This window comes from Streptomyces sp. CNT360, assembly GCF_000424785.1.
This window is the reverse complement of sequence record NZ_AUKO01000030.1, coordinates 57,262-72,966: the sequence shown is the minus strand read 5'-3', so window position 1 is coordinate 72,966 and position 15,705 is coordinate 57,262. Positions and strand designations below refer to the sequence as shown.

Annotated in this window: 18 protein-coding genes, 4 tRNA genes and 1 pseudogene; 9 read left to right on the top strand and 14 right to left on the bottom strand. The window is 71.6% G+C overall.

The window, feature by feature from the left end:
* Nucleotides 1-204 precede the first annotated feature (204 nt).
* From H297_RS37875 to H297_RS0122480, 6 genes are all read right to left on the bottom strand, one after another.
* Nucleotides 205-846: an SCO4651 family lipoprotein gene (locus tag H297_RS37875; RefSeq protein WP_064744860.1), complete on the bottom strand. Its 642-nt coding sequence runs from the start codon at nt 844-846 to the stop codon at nt 205-207.
* Nucleotides 847-1,042: 196 nt separating this feature from the next.
* Nucleotides 1,043-1,765, bottom strand: a complete 723-nt coding sequence (gene rplA / locus H297_RS0122500) for a 50S ribosomal protein L1 (RefSeq protein WP_027738893.1) — start codon at nt 1,763-1,765, stop codon at nt 1,043-1,045.
* An 80-nt stretch (nt 1,766-1,845) separates the two neighbouring features.
* Nucleotides 1,846-2,280 carry a 50S ribosomal protein L11 gene (gene rplK, locus H297_RS0122495; protein ID WP_027738892.1) on the bottom strand — a complete coding sequence of 145 codons (435 nt, stop codon included), beginning with the start codon at nt 2,278-2,280 and terminating at the stop codon, nt 1,846-1,848.
* A 211-nt stretch (nt 2,281-2,491) separates the two neighbouring features.
* On the bottom strand, nt 2,492-3,430 hold the full coding sequence (gene nusG / locus H297_RS0122490) for a transcription termination/antitermination protein NusG (RefSeq protein ID WP_027738891.1): 939 nt from the start codon (nt 3,428-3,430) through the stop codon (nt 2,492-2,494).
* A 74-nt stretch (nt 3,431-3,504) separates the two neighbouring features.
* Nucleotides 3,505-3,789: a preprotein translocase subunit SecE gene (gene secE, locus H297_RS0122485; protein ID WP_027738890.1), complete on the bottom strand. Its 285-nt coding sequence runs from the start codon at nt 3,787-3,789 to the stop codon at nt 3,505-3,507.
* 125 nt (nt 3,790-3,914) lie between these two features.
* Nucleotides 3,915-3,987: transfer RNA gene (locus tag H297_RS0122480), tRNA-Trp, on the bottom strand.
* Between the two features lie 214 nt (nt 3,988-4,201).
* On the opposite strand from H297_RS0122480, the gene H297_RS0122475 reads away from it, so the two are divergent.
* On the top strand, nt 4,202-5,440 hold the full coding sequence (locus H297_RS0122475) for a pyridoxal phosphate-dependent aminotransferase (RefSeq protein ID WP_027738889.1): 1,239 nt from the start codon (nt 4,202-4,204) through the stop codon (nt 5,438-5,440).
* Between the two features lie 148 nt (nt 5,441-5,588).
* Complete coding sequence (locus H297_RS0122470) at nt 5,589-6,659, top strand: adenosine deaminase (protein ID WP_037795125.1); 1,071 nt, start codon at nt 5,589-5,591, stop codon at nt 6,657-6,659.
* 34 nt (nt 6,660-6,693) lie between these two features.
* On the opposite strand, the pseudogene H297_RS37870 reads toward H297_RS0122470, so the two are convergent.
* Nucleotides 6,694-6,915: pseudogene (locus H297_RS37870) on the bottom strand (TetR/AcrR family transcriptional regulator C-terminal domain-containing protein); the annotation flags it as partial.
* Between the two features lie 47 nt (nt 6,916-6,962).
* Here H297_RS37870 and H297_RS37865 point away from each other — a divergent pair.
* Nucleotides 6,963-7,226, top strand: a complete 264-nt coding sequence (locus H297_RS37865) for an NAD(P)H-binding protein (protein WP_051352085.1) — start codon at nt 6,963-6,965, stop codon at nt 7,224-7,226.
* Between the two features lie 81 nt (nt 7,227-7,307).
* Here H297_RS37865 and H297_RS0122455 read toward each other — a convergent pair whose 3' ends face one another.
* The 6 genes from H297_RS0122455 to H297_RS0122430 all read right to left on the bottom strand — a co-directional run bounded on the left by H297_RS0122455 (nt 7,308) and on the right by H297_RS0122430 (nt 10,082).
* The gene (locus tag H297_RS0122455; RefSeq protein WP_027738887.1) at nt 7,308-8,381 is read right to left on the bottom strand and encodes a UDP-N-acetylmuramate dehydrogenase; all 1,074 of its coding nucleotides are present in this window, start codon (nt 8,379-8,381) and stop codon (nt 7,308-7,310) included.
* A gap of 105 nt (nt 8,382-8,486) precedes the next feature.
* Nucleotides 8,487-8,921 (bottom strand): MaoC family dehydratase, encoded by a 435-nt coding sequence (locus H297_RS0122450; protein WP_027738886.1) that lies wholly within the window; start codon nt 8,919-8,921, stop codon nt 8,487-8,489.
* 16 nt (nt 8,922-8,937) lie between these two features.
* Nucleotides 8,938-9,399, bottom strand: a complete 462-nt coding sequence (locus H297_RS0122445) for a MaoC family dehydratase N-terminal domain-containing protein (RefSeq protein ID WP_027738885.1) — start codon at nt 9,397-9,399, stop codon at nt 8,938-8,940.
* A gap of 245 nt (nt 9,400-9,644) precedes the next feature.
* Nucleotides 9,645-9,809 (bottom strand): 50S ribosomal protein L33, encoded by a 165-nt coding sequence (gene rpmG / locus H297_RS0122440; protein ID WP_019354206.1) that lies wholly within the window; start codon nt 9,807-9,809, stop codon nt 9,645-9,647.
* Nucleotides 9,810-9,897: 88 nt separating this feature from the next.
* Nucleotides 9,898-9,970, bottom strand: a tRNA-Met gene (locus H297_RS0122435).
* A gap of 39 nt (nt 9,971-10,009) precedes the next feature.
* Nucleotides 10,010-10,082 (bottom strand) — tRNA-Thr (locus tag H297_RS0122430).
* A 204-nt stretch (nt 10,083-10,286) separates the two neighbouring features.
* Between H297_RS0122430 and H297_RS40805 the strand changes: the two genes are divergently transcribed.
* The 5 genes from H297_RS40805 (at nt 10,287) to H297_RS0122405 (ending at nt 14,328) form a co-directional block, all read left to right on the top strand.
* Entirely contained in the window at nt 10,287-11,849 is a 1,563-nt protein-coding gene (locus tag H297_RS40805; protein ID WP_027738884.1) for a hydrolase, read from the top strand.
* A gap of 129 nt (nt 11,850-11,978) precedes the next feature.
* Nucleotides 11,979-12,659 (top strand): SDR family oxidoreductase, encoded by a 681-nt coding sequence (locus H297_RS0122420; RefSeq protein ID WP_027738883.1) that lies wholly within the window; start codon nt 11,979-11,981, stop codon nt 12,657-12,659.
* A gap of 198 nt (nt 12,660-12,857) precedes the next feature.
* Nucleotides 12,858-13,046, top strand: a complete 189-nt coding sequence (locus H297_RS0122415; protein ID WP_027738882.1) for a hypothetical protein — start codon at nt 12,858-12,860, stop codon at nt 13,044-13,046.
* A gap of 395 nt (nt 13,047-13,441) precedes the next feature.
* Nucleotides 13,442-13,636: a hypothetical protein gene (locus H297_RS0122410; protein ID WP_027738881.1), complete on the top strand. Its 195-nt coding sequence runs from the start codon at nt 13,442-13,444 to the stop codon at nt 13,634-13,636.
* Nucleotides 13,633-14,328, top strand: coding sequence for a restriction endonuclease (locus tag H297_RS0122405; protein WP_486589624.1), 696 nt, complete (start codon nt 13,633-13,635; stop codon nt 14,326-14,328). Before H297_RS0122410 ends, H297_RS0122405 begins: the two co-directional genes overlap by 4 nt.
* A gap of 439 nt (nt 14,329-14,767) precedes the next feature.
* On the opposite strand, the gene H297_RS0122400 is transcribed toward H297_RS0122405, so the two are convergent.
* Nucleotides 14,768-14,849: transfer RNA gene (locus H297_RS0122400), tRNA-Tyr, on the bottom strand.
* A gap of 268 nt (nt 14,850-15,117) precedes the next feature.
* On the opposite strand from H297_RS0122400, the gene H297_RS0122395 reads away from it, so the two are divergent.
* Nucleotides 15,118-15,606 carry a YajQ family cyclic di-GMP-binding protein gene (locus H297_RS0122395; RefSeq protein ID WP_027738879.1) on the top strand — a complete coding sequence of 163 codons (489 nt, stop codon included), beginning with the start codon at nt 15,118-15,120 and terminating at the stop codon, nt 15,604-15,606.
* Nucleotides 15,607-15,705: the final 99 nt, after the last annotated feature.

Below are 15,705 nucleotides of genomic sequence, written 5' to 3'. Positions count from 1 at the left end.
GCCCACTCCTGTTCCCTGGCCGGTGGCCTGGGAGGCCGGCGGGGCCTGGACGTCCACCTCGGTGCCGTAGTCCGAACAGGAGGTCGTGTTGTCGTAGGTGCTGCCCTTCGCGCTCTTGGCAGCCCCACGCTTCTTGACCAGCAGGCTCCTGCCGTCGAACCACAGGTCGATCTGCTGCTTGTCCAGACCGGCCTGCTTGAACTGCTACTCGACCGCCTTCTTCGCCGCCCCGGACAGCTCCTTGGACTGCATCCGTACCAGCTCGGAGAGGGTGAGCGTGCCGCTGTAGTGCGTCGTCCGCTGCCCCCGCACCGTCTCGGTGCCCACGGACTCGACCTTGCCGCTGGCCAGCAGCAGCTTGACCGAGCGGGCCGGATTGTTGTTCTGCGCCTGGTCCTTGAGCAGGGCGCCGGACGGCCCCTGTCCGGCGAGCACGTCGTGGTCGATCCTCGTCCACGGCTTCCCCGCGGCCGGCTTCTGCGACTTCGTGCACATCCCGTCGGAGAGGTACCGGACCTGGGTGGCCCGGCCGGCGACAGTCATGTCCGCCTCGCCCTGGATGCCCCCGGAGGACCAGTCGAAGGCGCCCTGCATCGTGGTCTCCATGGTCTTCCCCGGAGCGAGGGTCTGCTTCTGCACTTCCTCCGCCTTGGCGGAGTTGTGCTGGTCCGTCGCCGTCGACGCCTTCTGCAGCGCTGCCATGACGCCCGTGGCCGCCGAACCGCCGCCCTTCGCGTCGTTCCCGCCGCTGCCGTCCCCGCCGCCCGCCCTCTCGGTTCCGCAGGCCGTCGGACCGGCCATCAGCACCACACCCACGGCCACGGCCGCTGTCCGGGTCTTCCGCATGGGTCCCCTGTCCGTTCCGTCGCGGCGCCGCCCGGCCCGCTCCGTGCCGTCACCCCATGCACCCGCAGGGACGGCAACCCGGCGGTCGCGGGTTCCCTCCGCCCGGCTCGCAGCACGGGAACGGCGAAGGCCGGTGCCGCCCCCGTGGTGAGGGACGGCACCGGCCTGTGCTGCGGCGCCTGCGGCCGGACGCGGATCAGACCGCGGCCGGGTCCTCCTCGACGAGGAGGTTGCGGGTGCGGTTCGGGTCGACCGGGATGCCGGGGCCCATCGTGGTGGTGAAGGCGGCCTTCTTGATGTACCGGCCCTTCGCCGCGGCGGGCTTCAGCCTGGTGATCTCCTCAAGGGCGGCGGCGTAGTTCTCCACGAGCTGCTGCTCGCCGAAGGACGCCTTGCCGATGATGAAGTGCAGGTTGGCGTGCTTGTCGACCCGGAACTCGATCTTGCCGCCCTTGATGTCGCCCACGGCCTTGGCGACATCGGGGGTGACGGTGCCGGTCTTCGGGTTCGGCATCAGACCACGCGGACCGAGCACGCGGCCGAGGCGGCCGACCTTGCCCATCAGGTCCGGGGTGGCGACGACGGCGTCGAAGTCGAGACGCCCGCCGGCGACCTCCTCGATCAGTTCGTCGGAGCCGACGATGTCGGCGCCCGCGGCCTCCGCCGCCGCAGCACGGTCGCCGGTCGCGAAGACCAGGACCCGGGCGGTCTTACCGGTGCCGTGCGGGAGGTTGACGGTGCCGCGGACCATCTGGTCGGCCTTGCGCGGGTCGACGCCCAGGCGCATGGCGACCTCGACGGTCGCGTCGAACTTCTGGGTGGAGGTCTCCTTGGCGAGGCGGACGGCCTCCAACGGCGCGTACTGGCGCGCCTTGTCGATCTTCGCGTCCGCCGCGCGGAGGTTCTTGCTGCGCTTCACTGCTGCTCCTGACGGTGTGGAGTCGTGGTGCGGACCAGCGCCTGGCCCTGCCACGGGGAGGAAAGGGGTGCGGGGCGGTCTCAGCCCTCGACCGTGACGCCCATGGAACGGGCGGTACCGGCGATGATCTTCTCCGCCTGGTCCAGGTCGTTGGCGTTGAGGTCGGGCATCTTGGTGGTGGCGATCTCCCGCACCTGGTCACGGCTGATCTTGCCGACCTTGCTGGTGTGCGGGGTGCCGGAGCCCTTGTCCACGCCCGCGGCCCGCAGAATCATCTTGGCGGCCGGCGGCGTCTTGGTGATGAAGGTGAAGGAGCGGTCTTCGTAGACCGTGATCTCCACCGGGATGACCCAACCGCGCTGCGACTCGGTCGCGGCGTTGTAGGCCTTGCAGAACTCCATGATGTTGACGCCGTGCTGACCCAGCGCCGGGCCGACCGGCGGAGCCGGGTTGGCGGCGCCGGCCTGGATCTGGAGCTTGATCAGCCCCGCGACCTTCTTCTTCTTGGGAGGCATGCTTCTCTCCGGGTCCTGGTGAGAGGGATTCGTCCCCCGCCCGTCACCCGGGCGGAGGCATACCGCACAACGATAGCCCGTACCATTCTGCGGCTCGAAACCGAGCAGGTCAGGAAGGGCCTGAGCGCCTTCCTGACCTGTCCGGAAGCTGGTTGTTCCCACCGGCCGGCCCGGGGCCGGCCCGGGGTGTGCGGTCCCGGTGGACCGTGCGTCAGTTCTTCTGGATCTGGTCGAAGCTCAGCTCGACCGGGGTCTCACGGCCGAAGATCTCGACGAGGCCCTTGACCTTCTTCGAGTCGGCGTTGATCTCGTTGATCGTCGCCTGGAGCGTGGCGAACGGGCCGTCGGTGACGGTGACCGAGTCGCCGACCTCGAAGTCGAGAACCTGGACCTCGACCTTGCGGCCGGGCGTCCCCGCGGGCTTGCCCTCCTCGTCGGCCGCGGCGGCCTTGGCGGCCTTCTCCTCGGCCTCGGGGGCGAGCATCTTGACGATCTCGTCGAGGGTCAGCGGGTAGGGGTCGTAGGCGTTGCCGACGAAGCCCGTGACGCCGGGGGTGTTGCGCACGACGCCCCAGGACTCGTTCGTCAGATCCATCCGGACGAGCACGTAACCGGGCAGCTTGTTCTGCCGGACGTTCTTGCGCTCGCCGTTCTTGATCTGGACGATCTCTTCCTCGGGGACCTCGGCCTGGTAGATGAAGTCCTCGACGTTCAGCGAGACGGCACGCTGCTCCAGGTTGGCCTTCACGCGCTTCTCGTAGCCCGCGTAGGTGTGGATGACGTACCAGTCGCCGGGCAGGAAGCGCAGTTCGTCGCGGAGCTGGGCGACCGGGTCGACCGGCTCCTCCGGGCCCGCCTCGGTGGCCTCGGCCTCGACGGCGCTCCCGGCGGTCTCCTCGCCCTCGACGACAGCGGCAGCTTCCTCGTCGGCCTCGACGGACTCGCCCTCGGCGGCCGCGTCCTCAGCGGTCTCGGCCACCGCCTCGGCAGCGTCCTCGTCCCGGACGGCAGCCTCCTCGGCGGACTCACCGGCAGCGGCCTCGGCAGCTTCCGCCCGGTCGACGCTGCTGTCCGCGGCCTCGACGATGTCGCGCGCCGTGTCGTCACCCTCTTCGGGCTCGACGGCATCGTTCATGTTCGGCTCAGACACGGTGGCTGCTTCTTCCTGGCTTCAAGGGGTCGAACATGCGGAAAGCCCCCGCGGAGGGGGCTTCGCGCGGGTGGTCAGCCGAAGACGTGTTTCATGACTTCGGTCAGCCCATAGTCAATCACGAACACCAAGGCGATGATGATGACGACGAAGACGATCACCACGCTCGTGTACGTGGAGAGCTGCTGCCGCGTCGGCCAGACGACCTTGCGAAGCTCCGCGATGATCTGCCGGTAGAAGAGAGCGAGGCGGGCCAGTGGCCCCTTCTTCGCCCGCTTACCGCCCTTACGGGCCTTCTTGTTGCCCTCGGACGACCCTCCGGGCTCGGGGACCTCGGTGGTATCCGTGATCTCCGTCACTCGTCCTCACCTGATCCGGGTCGTTGCCCTGCGGCGTCCGGCCCGGCCGCACGGCGGTGCAATGTCAGTGCATTCAGTCGTTCGCAACACGTACGCACGCACACACCTTGGCGACGTGTGTGTAGCAGGGCCGGAGGGACTCGAACCCCCAACCGCTGGTTTTGGAGACCAGTGCTCTACCAATTGAGCTACGACCCTTTGGTGTTTCCCTCAACCTACCGCATCCACACAGTCGCACGACGTGCGCGCCGACGACGCTGTGTGATCGATGGGCGAAGGCCAACGACGTGTGAGTGTACGTGCTCAGCGGCCGGGCGTCGAACAGGAACCGTCACCGCAGCGGACGCGATCGGCTCCCCGCCCGGTCAAACCGCTGTGCCGCGGGTCCGGCGGGTCTGGTTACATGCCCTGTATGACCGCAGCGACTCCCCCTGCACAGCCACCGTCCGAGCGCCGCCTGTCGGCCCGCATCAGCGCGATCTCCGAGTCCGCCACGCTGGCCGTGGACGCCAAGGCCAAGGCGCTGAAGGCCGCCGGGCGCCCCGTGATCGGGTTCGGCGCCGGCGAGCCCGACTTCCCCACGCCCGACTACATCGTCGAGGCCGCCGTCGCCGCCGCGCGCGACCCGAAGAACCACCGCTACTCCCCCGCCGGTGGACTCCCCGAACTGAAGTCCGCCATCGCCGACAAGACGCTCCGCGACTCCGGCTACCGGATCGAGGCGTCCCAGGTCCTGGTCACCAACGGCGGCAAGCAGGCCATCTACGAGGCGTTCGCCGCACTGCTCGACCCGGGCGACGAGGTCATCGTGCCCGCTCCGTACTGGACCACCTACCCGGAGTCGATCCGGCTGGCGGGCGGCGTCCCCGTCGAGGTCACCGCGGACGAGACGACCGGGTACCGGGTGAGCGTCGAGCAGTTGGAGGCGGCGCGCACCGAGAAGACGAAGGTCGTGCTGTTCGTCTCGCCGTCCAACCCGACCGGCGCCGTCTACCCGCGCGCCCAGGTCGAGGAGATCGGCCGCTGGGCGCTGGAGCACGGGCTGTGGGTGCTCACCGACGAGATCTACGAGCACCTGGTCTACGGGGACGCCGAGTTCTCCTCGCTGCCGGTGGTCGTGCCCGAGCTGCAGGACAAGTGCGTGATCGTCAACGGCGTGGCCAAGACGTACGCCATGACGGGCTGGCGCGTGGGCTGGGTCATCGGCCCGCAGGACGTGGTGAAGGCGGCCACCAACCTCCAGTCGCACGCCACCTCGAACGTCAGCAACGTCTCGCAGGCCGCCGCGCTGGCCGCCGTCTCCGGGGACCTGGAAGCGGTCGCCGCGATGCGGGAGGCCTTCGACCGGCGCCGCCGCACCATCGTGCGGATGCTCAACGAGATCGACGGCGTGGTCTGCCCGGAGCCCGAGGGCGCCTTCTACGCCTACCCGTCGGTGAAGGGCCTGCTGGGCAAGGACATCCGCGGCAGGCGTCCGAAGACCTCCGTCGAGCTGGCAGCGCTGATCCTGGAGGAGGTGGAGGTCGCCGTCGTTCCGGGCGAGGCCTTCGGCACCCCCGGGTACCTGCGCCTGTCCTACGCCCTGGGCGACGAGGACCTGGTGGAGGGCGTCTCCCGGATCCAGAAGCTGCTGGCCGAGGCGCGCGACTGAGCGCAGCGGCCACGGCACGCGGCCGAGCCGCGCACGCCGAGCGCACCGCGGGAGCGGGCCGGGGCACACGTCCCCGACCCGCTCCCGCTTTTCGCGCACGCTTTCGGTGTGCCCCCTTCCGGTATCCGGCTACCTGTCGGGGCCCCGCATGCGGCAGGATCTTGGGATGTTGCACTCTTCCGGAGAGCGGGACCTGCGCGCGCTGCCGAAAGCCCACCTGCACCTGCACTTCACCGGGTCGATGCGGCCCTCCACCCTGCTGGAGCTGGCCGACAAGTACGGCGTCCACCTGCCGGACGCGCTCAGCGGTGGCGAACCCCCCAAGCTGCGGGCGACGGACGAGCGCGGCTGGTTCCGCTTCCAGCGGCTCTACGACATCGCACGCTCCTGCCTGCGGGAGCCGGAGGACATCCAGCGGCTGGTGCGGGAGGCGGCGCAGGAGGACGTGCAGGACGGCGCGCGCTGGCTGGAGATCCAGGTCGACCCCACCTCGTACGCGCCCCGGCTCGGCGGGCTGACGCCCGCGCTGGAGATCATCCTGGACGCCGCCGGGACGGCCTCGCGGGACACCGGACTCGGCATCCGCGTGGTGGTGGCAGCGAACCGGATGAAGCACCCGCTGGAGGCCCGGACGCTCGCACGGCTGGCGGTGCGCTACAAGGACCAGGGCATCGTCGGATTCGGCCTGTCCAACGACGAACGCCGCGGTTTCGCCCGGGACTTCGACCGCGCCTTCACCATCGCCCGGGACGGCGGACTGCTGGCCGCCCCGCACGGCGGCGAGCTGTCGGGCCCGAGCAGCGTCCGCGACTGCCTCGACGACCTGCGCGCCTCCCGGGTCGGCCACGGGGTGCGCGCCGCCGAGGACCCGTGGCTGCTCGCCCGGCTCGCCGAGCGGAACGTCACCTGCGAGGTCTGCCCCGCCTCCAACGTGGCACTGGGCGTCTACGACAAGGCCGAGGACGTGCCGGTGCGGGCCCTGTGGGACGCCGGGGTGCCGATGGCGCTGGGCGCGGACGACCCCTTGCTGTTCGGCTCGCGGCTGGCGGCGCAGTACGAGCTGGTGCGGCGCGTGCACGGCTTCACGGACGCCGAACTCGCGGAGCTGGCCCGCCAGTCGGTGCGGGGCGCCGCGATGCCCGAGGACGTGCGTGCCGGCATGCTGGCCGACATCGACGCCTGGTCGGCACCGGCAGCCGAGCGCCCCGGCAGCGCCTGACCCGGTCTGACCCGGCGTCGGCCCACCGCGGCTCTCAGCCGATGCCGTCCAGCACGGCGCGGACGACCGAGGTGGCGAACGCGTCCTCCGGCTGGGGCGGTCCCGACGTGGCCCCGTACGCGAACGACCGCTGCGCGCAGGCTCCCGTCAACAGCGCGGCGGCGGCGCAGGTGTCGGCGTCCCGGCGGACGCGCCCTGCGTCCTGTTCGGCGCGCAGGTAGGCATCGAGCTGGACGAGGGGTTGGTGCGGCCCCGCTGGCGGACGAAGGCGACGACCAGACGTTCTGGAACCGGCGGGTCGCCATGCCGCTCGTCTCGAAGGTGCTCCGACCCGTCTACGACGACCTGCGGGTCATGGAGGCCGCCGTGCACCGCAGCGCCACCGACTGGACAGTGGTCCGGCCTCCCCGGCTGCTGGACAAGCCGCTGCGCGGCACCTACCGGACGGCGTACGGGGTGAATCCGCGCGGTGCCGGAGTCATCGGGCGGGCGGACATCGCCCATGCGATGCTGGCGCTCGCCGTCGACCCGGCCGCGGTCGGACAGGACGTCGGCGTCGCCTTCTGACGGCGCCCGCCCCGCGGGAAGCGCTCACGCACGGCGACCGCCCCGGGGGCCTGCGCCCCGCGTACGGGCCCGCGCCGGCTGTCACAGGGCGCAGCCGACCGTCACCGGCTCGTTGGTGAGGGTGACGCCGAACGCGTCGCGTACCCCGTCCCGCACCTCGCGGGCCAGCGCCAGCAGGTCGGCGGTGGTGGCCGAGCCGCGGTTGGTCAGCGCCAGGGTGTGCTTGGTGGAGATGCGGGCCGGGCCGTCGCCGTACCCCTTGGTGAAGCCCGCCTTGTCGATGAGCCAGGCCGCCGAGGTCTTCGTGCGGCCCTCCCCCGCGGGGTAGGCGGGCGGCGCCACCTCGGGGCCCAGCCGCTCGCGTACCCGGTCGACGAAGGCGGCGAACTGCTGCTCGTCCAGGACCGGGTTGGTGAAGAAGGAGCCGGCGGACCAGGTGTCGTGGTCCTCGGGATCGAGCACCATGCCCTTGCCCGCGCGTAGCCGCAGCACGGCCTCGCGCGCCTGCGCCGCGGGCACCCGCTCGCCGGCCTCCACGCCGAGAAGGCGCGCGGTCTCCGCGTACGCGATCGGGGCCGAGAGGCCCTCCGCGTTCTCCAGCGCGAAGCGGACGCGCAGCACGACGTGGCGCTGCGGGTCGGCCTTGAAGCGGCTGTGCCGGTAGGAGAAGCCGCACTCGGCGTTCGAGAGGGTGACGATCTGCTGGGTCTGCCGGTCGTAGGCGACGACCTCGGTGAGGGTGCTGGAGACCTCCTGGCCGTAGGCACCGACGTTCTGCACGGGCGTGGCGCCCGCGGAGCCCGGGATGCCCGCCAGGCACTCGATGCCCGCCAGCCCCGCCTCGACGGTACGGGCGACGGCGTCCGACCAGTTCTCCCCGGCCGCCAGCTCCAGGCTGCCGCCCGCGAGGGAGAACCCGGCGGTCGCGATGCGCAGGACGGTGCCGTCGAAGCCCTCGTCCGCGATGACGAGATTGCTGCCGCCCGCGATGATCAGCAACGGGGTACCGCCGTCGTCGGCCTCCCGGACGGCCGCGATCACCTCGTCGTCCGTGGTGGCCGTCACCAGGCGCCGCGCCGGGCCGCCCAGCCGCAGCGTGGTCAGCGGGGCCAGCGAGGACGTGGGGACACCGGAGTCAACGTAGAGTTCCTGCACGCGCCCAGCCTACGGGGACGCCCACCGCCCCCGGCCCCGACCCGCGCCCGGCCCCTGAGCGGCCGCGTCGGGACGTACGTCCCGTACGGGGCGGGGCAGCGGTGGTCAGGCCAGCCGTACGACGGCGCGGGACAGGGTCAGCACCTTGCTGCCGGCGCTGGTGACCGTCAGGTCGACCTGCACCGTACGGGCCTCGTCGTCCAGCTTCTTGGCCACCTCGGCCGATACCTCGATGACGGCGCCCTCGTCGTCGTCCGCCACCACGACCGGCTTGGTGAAGCGCACCCCGTACTCCAGCAGCGCGCCGGGGTCGCCCGTCCAGTCGGTGACGACCCGGGCGGCCTCGGCCATGGTGAACATGCCGTGTGCGATCACGTCGGGAAGCCCGACGCTCTTGGCGAAGCGCTCGTTCCAGTGGATCGGGTTGAAGTCCCCGGAGGCCCCGGCGTAGCGCACCAGCCGGTCCCGGTCGACGGGGAAGCTGCGGGCCGGCAGCTTCGTGCCCGGCTCGACGTCGGCGTAGGCGACCTGCGCTGTCATCTGCGTCACTCCCCTGTCACTCGGCTTCCGGCGCCTCGACCGCGCGCGCCACCAGCTTGGTGTTCACGGTCACCACGGTCTCGCCCGCCGCGTCCCGCACCTCACCGCGGATGTCCAGGACCTCGTTGCCGGCCAGGGACTTGATCGACTCGATGGTGGAGGTGACCGCGAGCACGTCTCCGGCACGGACGGGACGGCGGTAGGCGAACTTCTGGTCCCGGTGCACCACGCGGCCCCAGTCCAGACCCAGCTTCGGGTCCCGCACCACGCGCTCCGCCTCCTGGAAGGTGATGGAGAACACGAATGTGGGCGGCGCGATCACCTCGGGGTACCCGAGCGCCTCGGCGGCCTCGGCGTCCGTGTAGGCCGGGCTGTCGTCACCGATGGCCGCGGCGAACTCGCGGATCTTCTCCCGGCCGACCTCGTACGGCCTGCTGGGCGGGTACGTCCGCCCGACGAAGGACTGGTCGAGTGCCATCGGCGGCGCCTCCTGGAACAGTGGTGGCGGATTCACGACTTCGCGGCCCGGCGGGGCATCTGCTGCCGGCGGCCGGTGTGCCCGGGACGGACGTCACCGGGCCCGGCACAGCCGGACGCAGAACGACGAGCCCGGGACCGGCGGACGCGGAACGAACGGGCGTGGAGCGGCCGCACGCGGGCGGGGCCGGACACAGCACGAGGCCGACCCCGAAGGACGGGGACGGCCTCGACGCTAAGGAGAAGTCAGCGCGTCTCGCGGTGCACGGTGTGCCGGTTGTCGCGCGGGCAGAACTTCTTCATCTCAAGCCTGTCCGGGTTGTTGCGCCGGTTCTTCTTCGTGATGTAGTTCCGCTCCTTGCACTCCACGCAGGCCAGCGTGATCTTCGGGCGGACGTCTGTGGCAGCCACGTGAGTGCTCCTTGACGAACGGACGGATTAACGCAGAAAGAGTAGCCGATCGAAGGACAGACCCCACAACCGGCTACTGTCGGTGAAGTAGCGGTGACCGGACTTGAACCGGTGACACAGCGATTATGAGCCGCTTGCTCTACCGACTGAGCTACACCGCCACGATGCGGTGATCTCCCACGGAAGACCTCTCACATCAGAGCCCCAAAACGGAATCGAACCGTTGACCTTCTCCTTACCATGGAGACGCTCTGCCGACTGAGCTATTGGGGCGAGCGATGAAGACATTACACGTCCCGCCGCCAAACGTGAAATCGGTATGAGCCCCATCCGCGTGCCTTGAGACGCCTGGTGAGACCCCCCTCCTCCCCCCTGTCCCGGGCGGCCCGGGGACCACACCGGTACGACTATTCGCCTCCTCCCTGTCGCCGCTCGCCGGGCGTCCTACGCTCGTCCCCACATCGACGTGGGAGCCAGATGACCGACAGCGAGCCGCAGGAACCGGGGAGAGCGGGACGCGACTTCCGCGACGCCGTCTCCTCGCGATCCGCCCGCCCGGCGCACTCCCTCGTGCTGTGCGGAGCCCGCCTCGCGGACGGCCGCACGGTGGACGTACGGCTCGTCGGTGAACGCATCGAGGCGGTCGGTACCGCGGGCAGCCTCCGCGACGCGCACGACAGCGGCACCCGCGTCGACCTGTCGGGCTACCTGCTGCTCCCCGCCCCGGCCGAACCCCACGCGCACTACGACACGGCGCTGACCGCCGGGCCGCCCCGCCTCGGACGCCCGGACGACCCCGGCCGCCCCGACGACGGGGACGACTCCGGCCACCTCGACCGTCCCGGCCACCCTTACGGTCCCGCCGACACCGGTCTCCCCGGCGAAAGCCGGGGCAGCGGACCCAACTCCGGCGCGGGCGACGGCTCGACGGCCGGCGTGGGCAGCGGTCCGCAAAGTGGCTCCGCGGGCGCCGGCGGCGTCCCGAGGAGCGGCGTCGGCCGTGGCTCCGAAGGCGGCGCGGGCATCGGCACGGGCCTCGCGGCGGGAGACGCGGCGGGTGCCGACCCGGCCGGCCAGGACATCCAGCGGCGTGCCACCGAGGCCGCTCTCCTCCAGCTCGGCCACGGAGCGACCGCGCTGCGCAGCCACGTACGCGTCGGTGACGTGGCCGGGCTGCGCTCCCTGGAGGCGGTGCTCCAGGCCCGCCGGGCGCTGTGCGGGCTGGTCGACCTGACCGCCGTGGCCGTCCCCCGGCTGCTGACGGGGGTCGCGGGCGCCGAGGGCCTGGCGATGCTGCGGGACGCGGTGAAGATGGGCGCCGCGACGGTCGGCGGCTGCCCCGACCTCGATCCCGACCCGGGCGGCTACGTCGAGGCCGTACTGGAGATCGCCGCGGAGCACGGGTGCTCCGTCGACCTGCACACCGACGGCGGGGACCCCGCGCGGCTGGCCCGGCTCGCCGCCGCCGCGGGCGGGCTGCGCTCCCGCGTCGCCATCGGACCGTGCGGCGGACTGGCCCGCCTGCCGCACCAGGTCGCACAGCGCGCGGCCGACCAGCTCGCCGCCGCCGGAGTGACCGTGGTCTGCCTGCCGCAGGGCGACTGCGGCCTCCTGGAACGCCCCACCCCGACCACACCGTCCCGCACGGCACCCGTCCGTCTCCTCACGTCCGCCGGCGTGCCGGTCACCGCCGGCGGCGGAGCGCTGCGGGACGCCGCCAACCAGGTGGGCCGCGGCGACCCGTTGGAGGCGGCCTACCTGCTCGCCACGCACGGCGAAGCCCACCCCCGCGACGCCTACGAGGCGATCAGCACCCGGGCACGGGCGGCGATGGGGCTGCCCCGGGTGCGCGTCGAGGCCGGTTTCCCCGCGGAGCTTCTCGCGGTGCGCGGCACGGAACTCGCGGGGGTGCTCTCACTCGCGTACAGCAGGATCGTCATCCATCGGGGCCGTGTGGTGGCGCGGACCAGCGCCGTGCGCGAGTACTGCGATCCGATCGGCGCGCGCGAGCTGGGCCTGCCGCGCCAGTCCCAGGGCTGAGCCTCGGGCCGCATGCCGGGCCGAAGGGCCGGACCGAGCTCCGCAGCCGATCCCCGAAGCGAGCCGCGGAGTCGGCCTCGAAGCCGGGGGATGCACTGGTCCGGGTACACGGAGGCGTACGGTCGTCGCATGCGCACAGTCATCGCTGGTGGACACGGTCAGATCGCGCTGCGGCTGGAGAAGCTGCTCGCCGGGCGCGGAGACGAGGTGGCGGGCATCCTGCGTCGCCCGGCACAGGCGAGCGACCTGCTCGCGGCAGGCGCCGAACCCGTCGTCTGCGATCTGGAGACGGCCGACAAGGACGAGGTCGCCCGGCACCTGGAGGGCGCCGACGCCGTCGTCTTCGCGGCCGGCGCCGGACCCGGCAGCGGCAGCGCGCGCAAGGAGACCGTCGATTACCGGGCGGCCGTCCTGTTCGCGGACGCCGCCGAAGCGGCAGGCGTACGGCGCTATTTGATGGTCTCCGCGATGCACGCGGACGCCTCTCTCGCGGGTACGCCCGAGGGCATGGACCCCGTCTTCGCGGACTACCTGCGCGCCAAGGGCGCCGCCGACGACGACGTGCGGGCCCGCGACACCCTCGACTGGACCGTCCTGCGGCCCGGACGGCTGACCGATGCGCCGGGCACGGGCCGGGTGCATCTCGCCCCCGAGACCGGGCGCGCAGAGGTGACCAGGGACGACGTGGCGGCCGTCCTGGTCGCCCTGCTGGACGAGCCCCGCACCTCCGGGCTGACGCTGGAACTGGTGGGGGGACGCATGTCGATCCCCGAGGCCATCGACGAGGTCGCCGGAGTGGCGGGCAACTGACCCGCCCGGCACCGCGGTTCCGCCCCGGTCTCCCGGCCCGCTCCTCCTGCCCCGGCACCCTTCCCGGCCGAACTCCAGGACGAGCTCCCCTCCCCCGAGTGGTTCCGCTCACCCGTCAGAGGTCCCGAGCTTGCCCCGGGGGCAGGCGGGCGATCGCATGGAGCAGCCCTTCCCCCTGAGCGACCGAGGGAGCTCGACATGCGTGTACGGAACCTCCTGACGGCTTCCGCGTTGGCCGCCGCCGCACTGCTGTGCTCGGCCGGCACCACCACGGCGGCCGAGCCCGCGCCCCCGTCCTCGACGGTCAACGACCTGGCGCACTCCACCTGCGGCTCGGCGACCAACGCCGCCGCGCTCCTCGGCGGGGCCATCAGCTGCGGCCGATGAGCGGGAGCCACCCACGCCACCCGCGGGGCATGCCCTTCGAGACACAAGAGCGGTCCCTGATCAGCCCGGAGAACTGATCAGGGACCGCTTCGCCGTCCGAAGCCGCTTCAGGGCAACGGCAATCCGTCCTGCTGTCTGCTCCGTTGCCGCCTCTCACCAGGAAGTGCAGCCGTTGGATCCGCGTCCGGTCCGCACAGACAGACCCGACTCCGGTGATCACCGTCGAGGATCATGCCGTGACCGTCTGTCAGTGCCATCTGCTGCACTGGTGAGTTCGAGCGGGGGACTCGGTACTCGTCAGGGGAGGGCATGTGGTCGACGTCCGTGCGTACACGCGTAGGGATGGGACTCCGGTACAAGCGCACACCAGGTCGGCTCCGGGACCGGGCCGGCAGATGTCGGTACTGGTGGTCGCGGTCGTGGCGTTGCTGGTGATGGCGAACAGCGGCGACGGGGCAAGCTCTGCCGCTCCTCGCGGCAGGCAGGGCAGGCCCGAGGTGCCGCCGGTCGTACGGCATGACGTGAAGACTCCGGTACTGCGGATCACGCTGCCCACCGGTGAGCCGGTACGCCCGGAGGATGCCCGGTGAGCGGGCGGCGACCGGTTCGACGGGCGCCGGTGCGTCGTCGTCGGCGGCGGAGCAAGCGGCAGGAAGAGAAGCGTGTCGTCGCCCTGGTGGCGGCCGTACTGGGCGTGGGCCTGGTCGTGACGGTGGTCCAGTGGCTCCTGGTGCACTGGTGGGTGCTCGTCCTCGCCACCGCGCTGGGGGGCGGTGCCGGTGCGCTCTGGTGGCAGCAGCGGGTGCAACGGCGGCGGTGGGAAGCCGTACGGGCTCGGGGACTGCGCTACCAGTTGTCGCAGATGGACGGGTTGGATCACACGGCCTTCGAGTTCGCGGTCCGCGATCTGATGCTCCGGGACGGCTGCCGGGATGCGGTACGGACCGGTGGCCGCGGCGACCGCGGTGCAGACGTGATCGCGACCGACCCGGCCGGACGGCGGTGGGTCATCCAGTGCAAACACCGACGGCACGGCCCGGCGGGGTCGGCCGTCGGTACGCCGGATCTGCAGCGGCTCAACGGGACAGCCCGGCCGATACACCAGGCCGACGTGGTGGTCATGCTGACCAACGGCCGTTTCACCAGGGATGCCGGGCCGTTCAGCGAGGACACACGGATACACCTGGTCGACCGGCAGATGCTCGCACGCTGGGCCGCGGGCTCCTGGCCGCTGTGGGACCTGCTGCACAGGGTTCCCCCTCCTCGCCGGCCGCCACGCTGACCGCTTCCACGAGGGCCGGCTCCTTCGCGCGTCGGCCCTCCCGCACGCACGGCGCACGGTGCCCGGGTCGCCGTGGCGAACTGCCCGGGCGTGTGCGGCAACGGTGTGCAGCAAGGTGAGCGGCGGGGGTGACGAACTCCGTGTGGAGCCTCACCTTGCTCCCAGGCGAGGGGCCGGCAGCGTCGTCGTGCTCTTCCGGGGACGCGACGGTGCTCGCTCGGGCCAGGGGGCGCGCGAACCGTCTCGTCGACGCCGCGCTGGCCGCGTGGGCGCTGCCCGGGTAGCGGCTGGGAACGCCTGGGGAACACTGGCCGACCGAACCTCGGACCCATGCGGGATGAGGTGAGACACCCTCATCCCGGCACGGGCAGCACCGAGTGCACGAAGAAGCCCCTCTCACCTGGAGCTTTACCAGTTGAGAGGGGCTTCCTTCATCCTGTGGCGGCGCCAGGATTCGAACCTGGGAAGGCTGAGCCGGCAGATTTACAGTCTGCTCCCTTTGGCCGCTCGGGCACACCGCCTGGGATTGCTGCCGGGCACTCCGCCGGGGCGGTGCGCCGTGGCAACGGTGTAAACCATACCCGATGGCCGGGGGTGGTTCGCCACCCGGATTCGGCGTGGGGCGCGGGCCCCGTACAGCCTCCACGCGGGGGCGTCGGCCGGGGTGGGCGCGGCGGCGGGTGTGAGAGCGCGGTGGTCCGGTCGCGGGTGGCTAGGCTTTGCGCACGGCTGCCTCCGTGACGGGGCCGCCGTCTTCTGCCGGATCTATGTACGAGGAGCCAACTCACCATGGCCGACTCCAGTTTCGACATCGTCTCGAAGGTCGAGCGGCAGGAGGTCGACAACGCGCTGAACCAGGCCGCGAAGGAGATCTCCCAGCGCTACGACTTCAAGGGTGTGGACGCTTCCCTCGCGTGGTCGGGCGAGCGGATCGAGATGCGGGCGAACTCGGAAGAGCGGGTCAAGGCCGTGCTCGACATCTTCCAGTCCAAGCTCATCAAGCGCGGTATCTCGCTCAAGGCGCTGGACGCGGGCGACCCGCAGGCCTCCGGCAAGGAGTACCGCATCAGCGCGTCGCTCCAGGAGGGCATCTCCCAGGACAACGCGAAGAAGGTCGCCAAGGTGATCCGGGACGAGGGCCCCAAGGGCGTCAAGGCGCAGGTGCAGGGGGACGAGCTGCGGGTGACGTCGAAGAGCCGCGACAGCCTTCAGGAAGTCATCACCCTGCTGAAGAACCAGGACTTCGACTTCGCCCTGCAGTTCGTCAACTACCGCTGAAGCGGTGCGCGGGGCGGCGCGGACGCGTGCGGGTGGCGCGGGCCGCTCCGGATGACGGCCCCCGCCGTGCCCGGCCGTAGGTCAGCAGGCGGCGGAGCG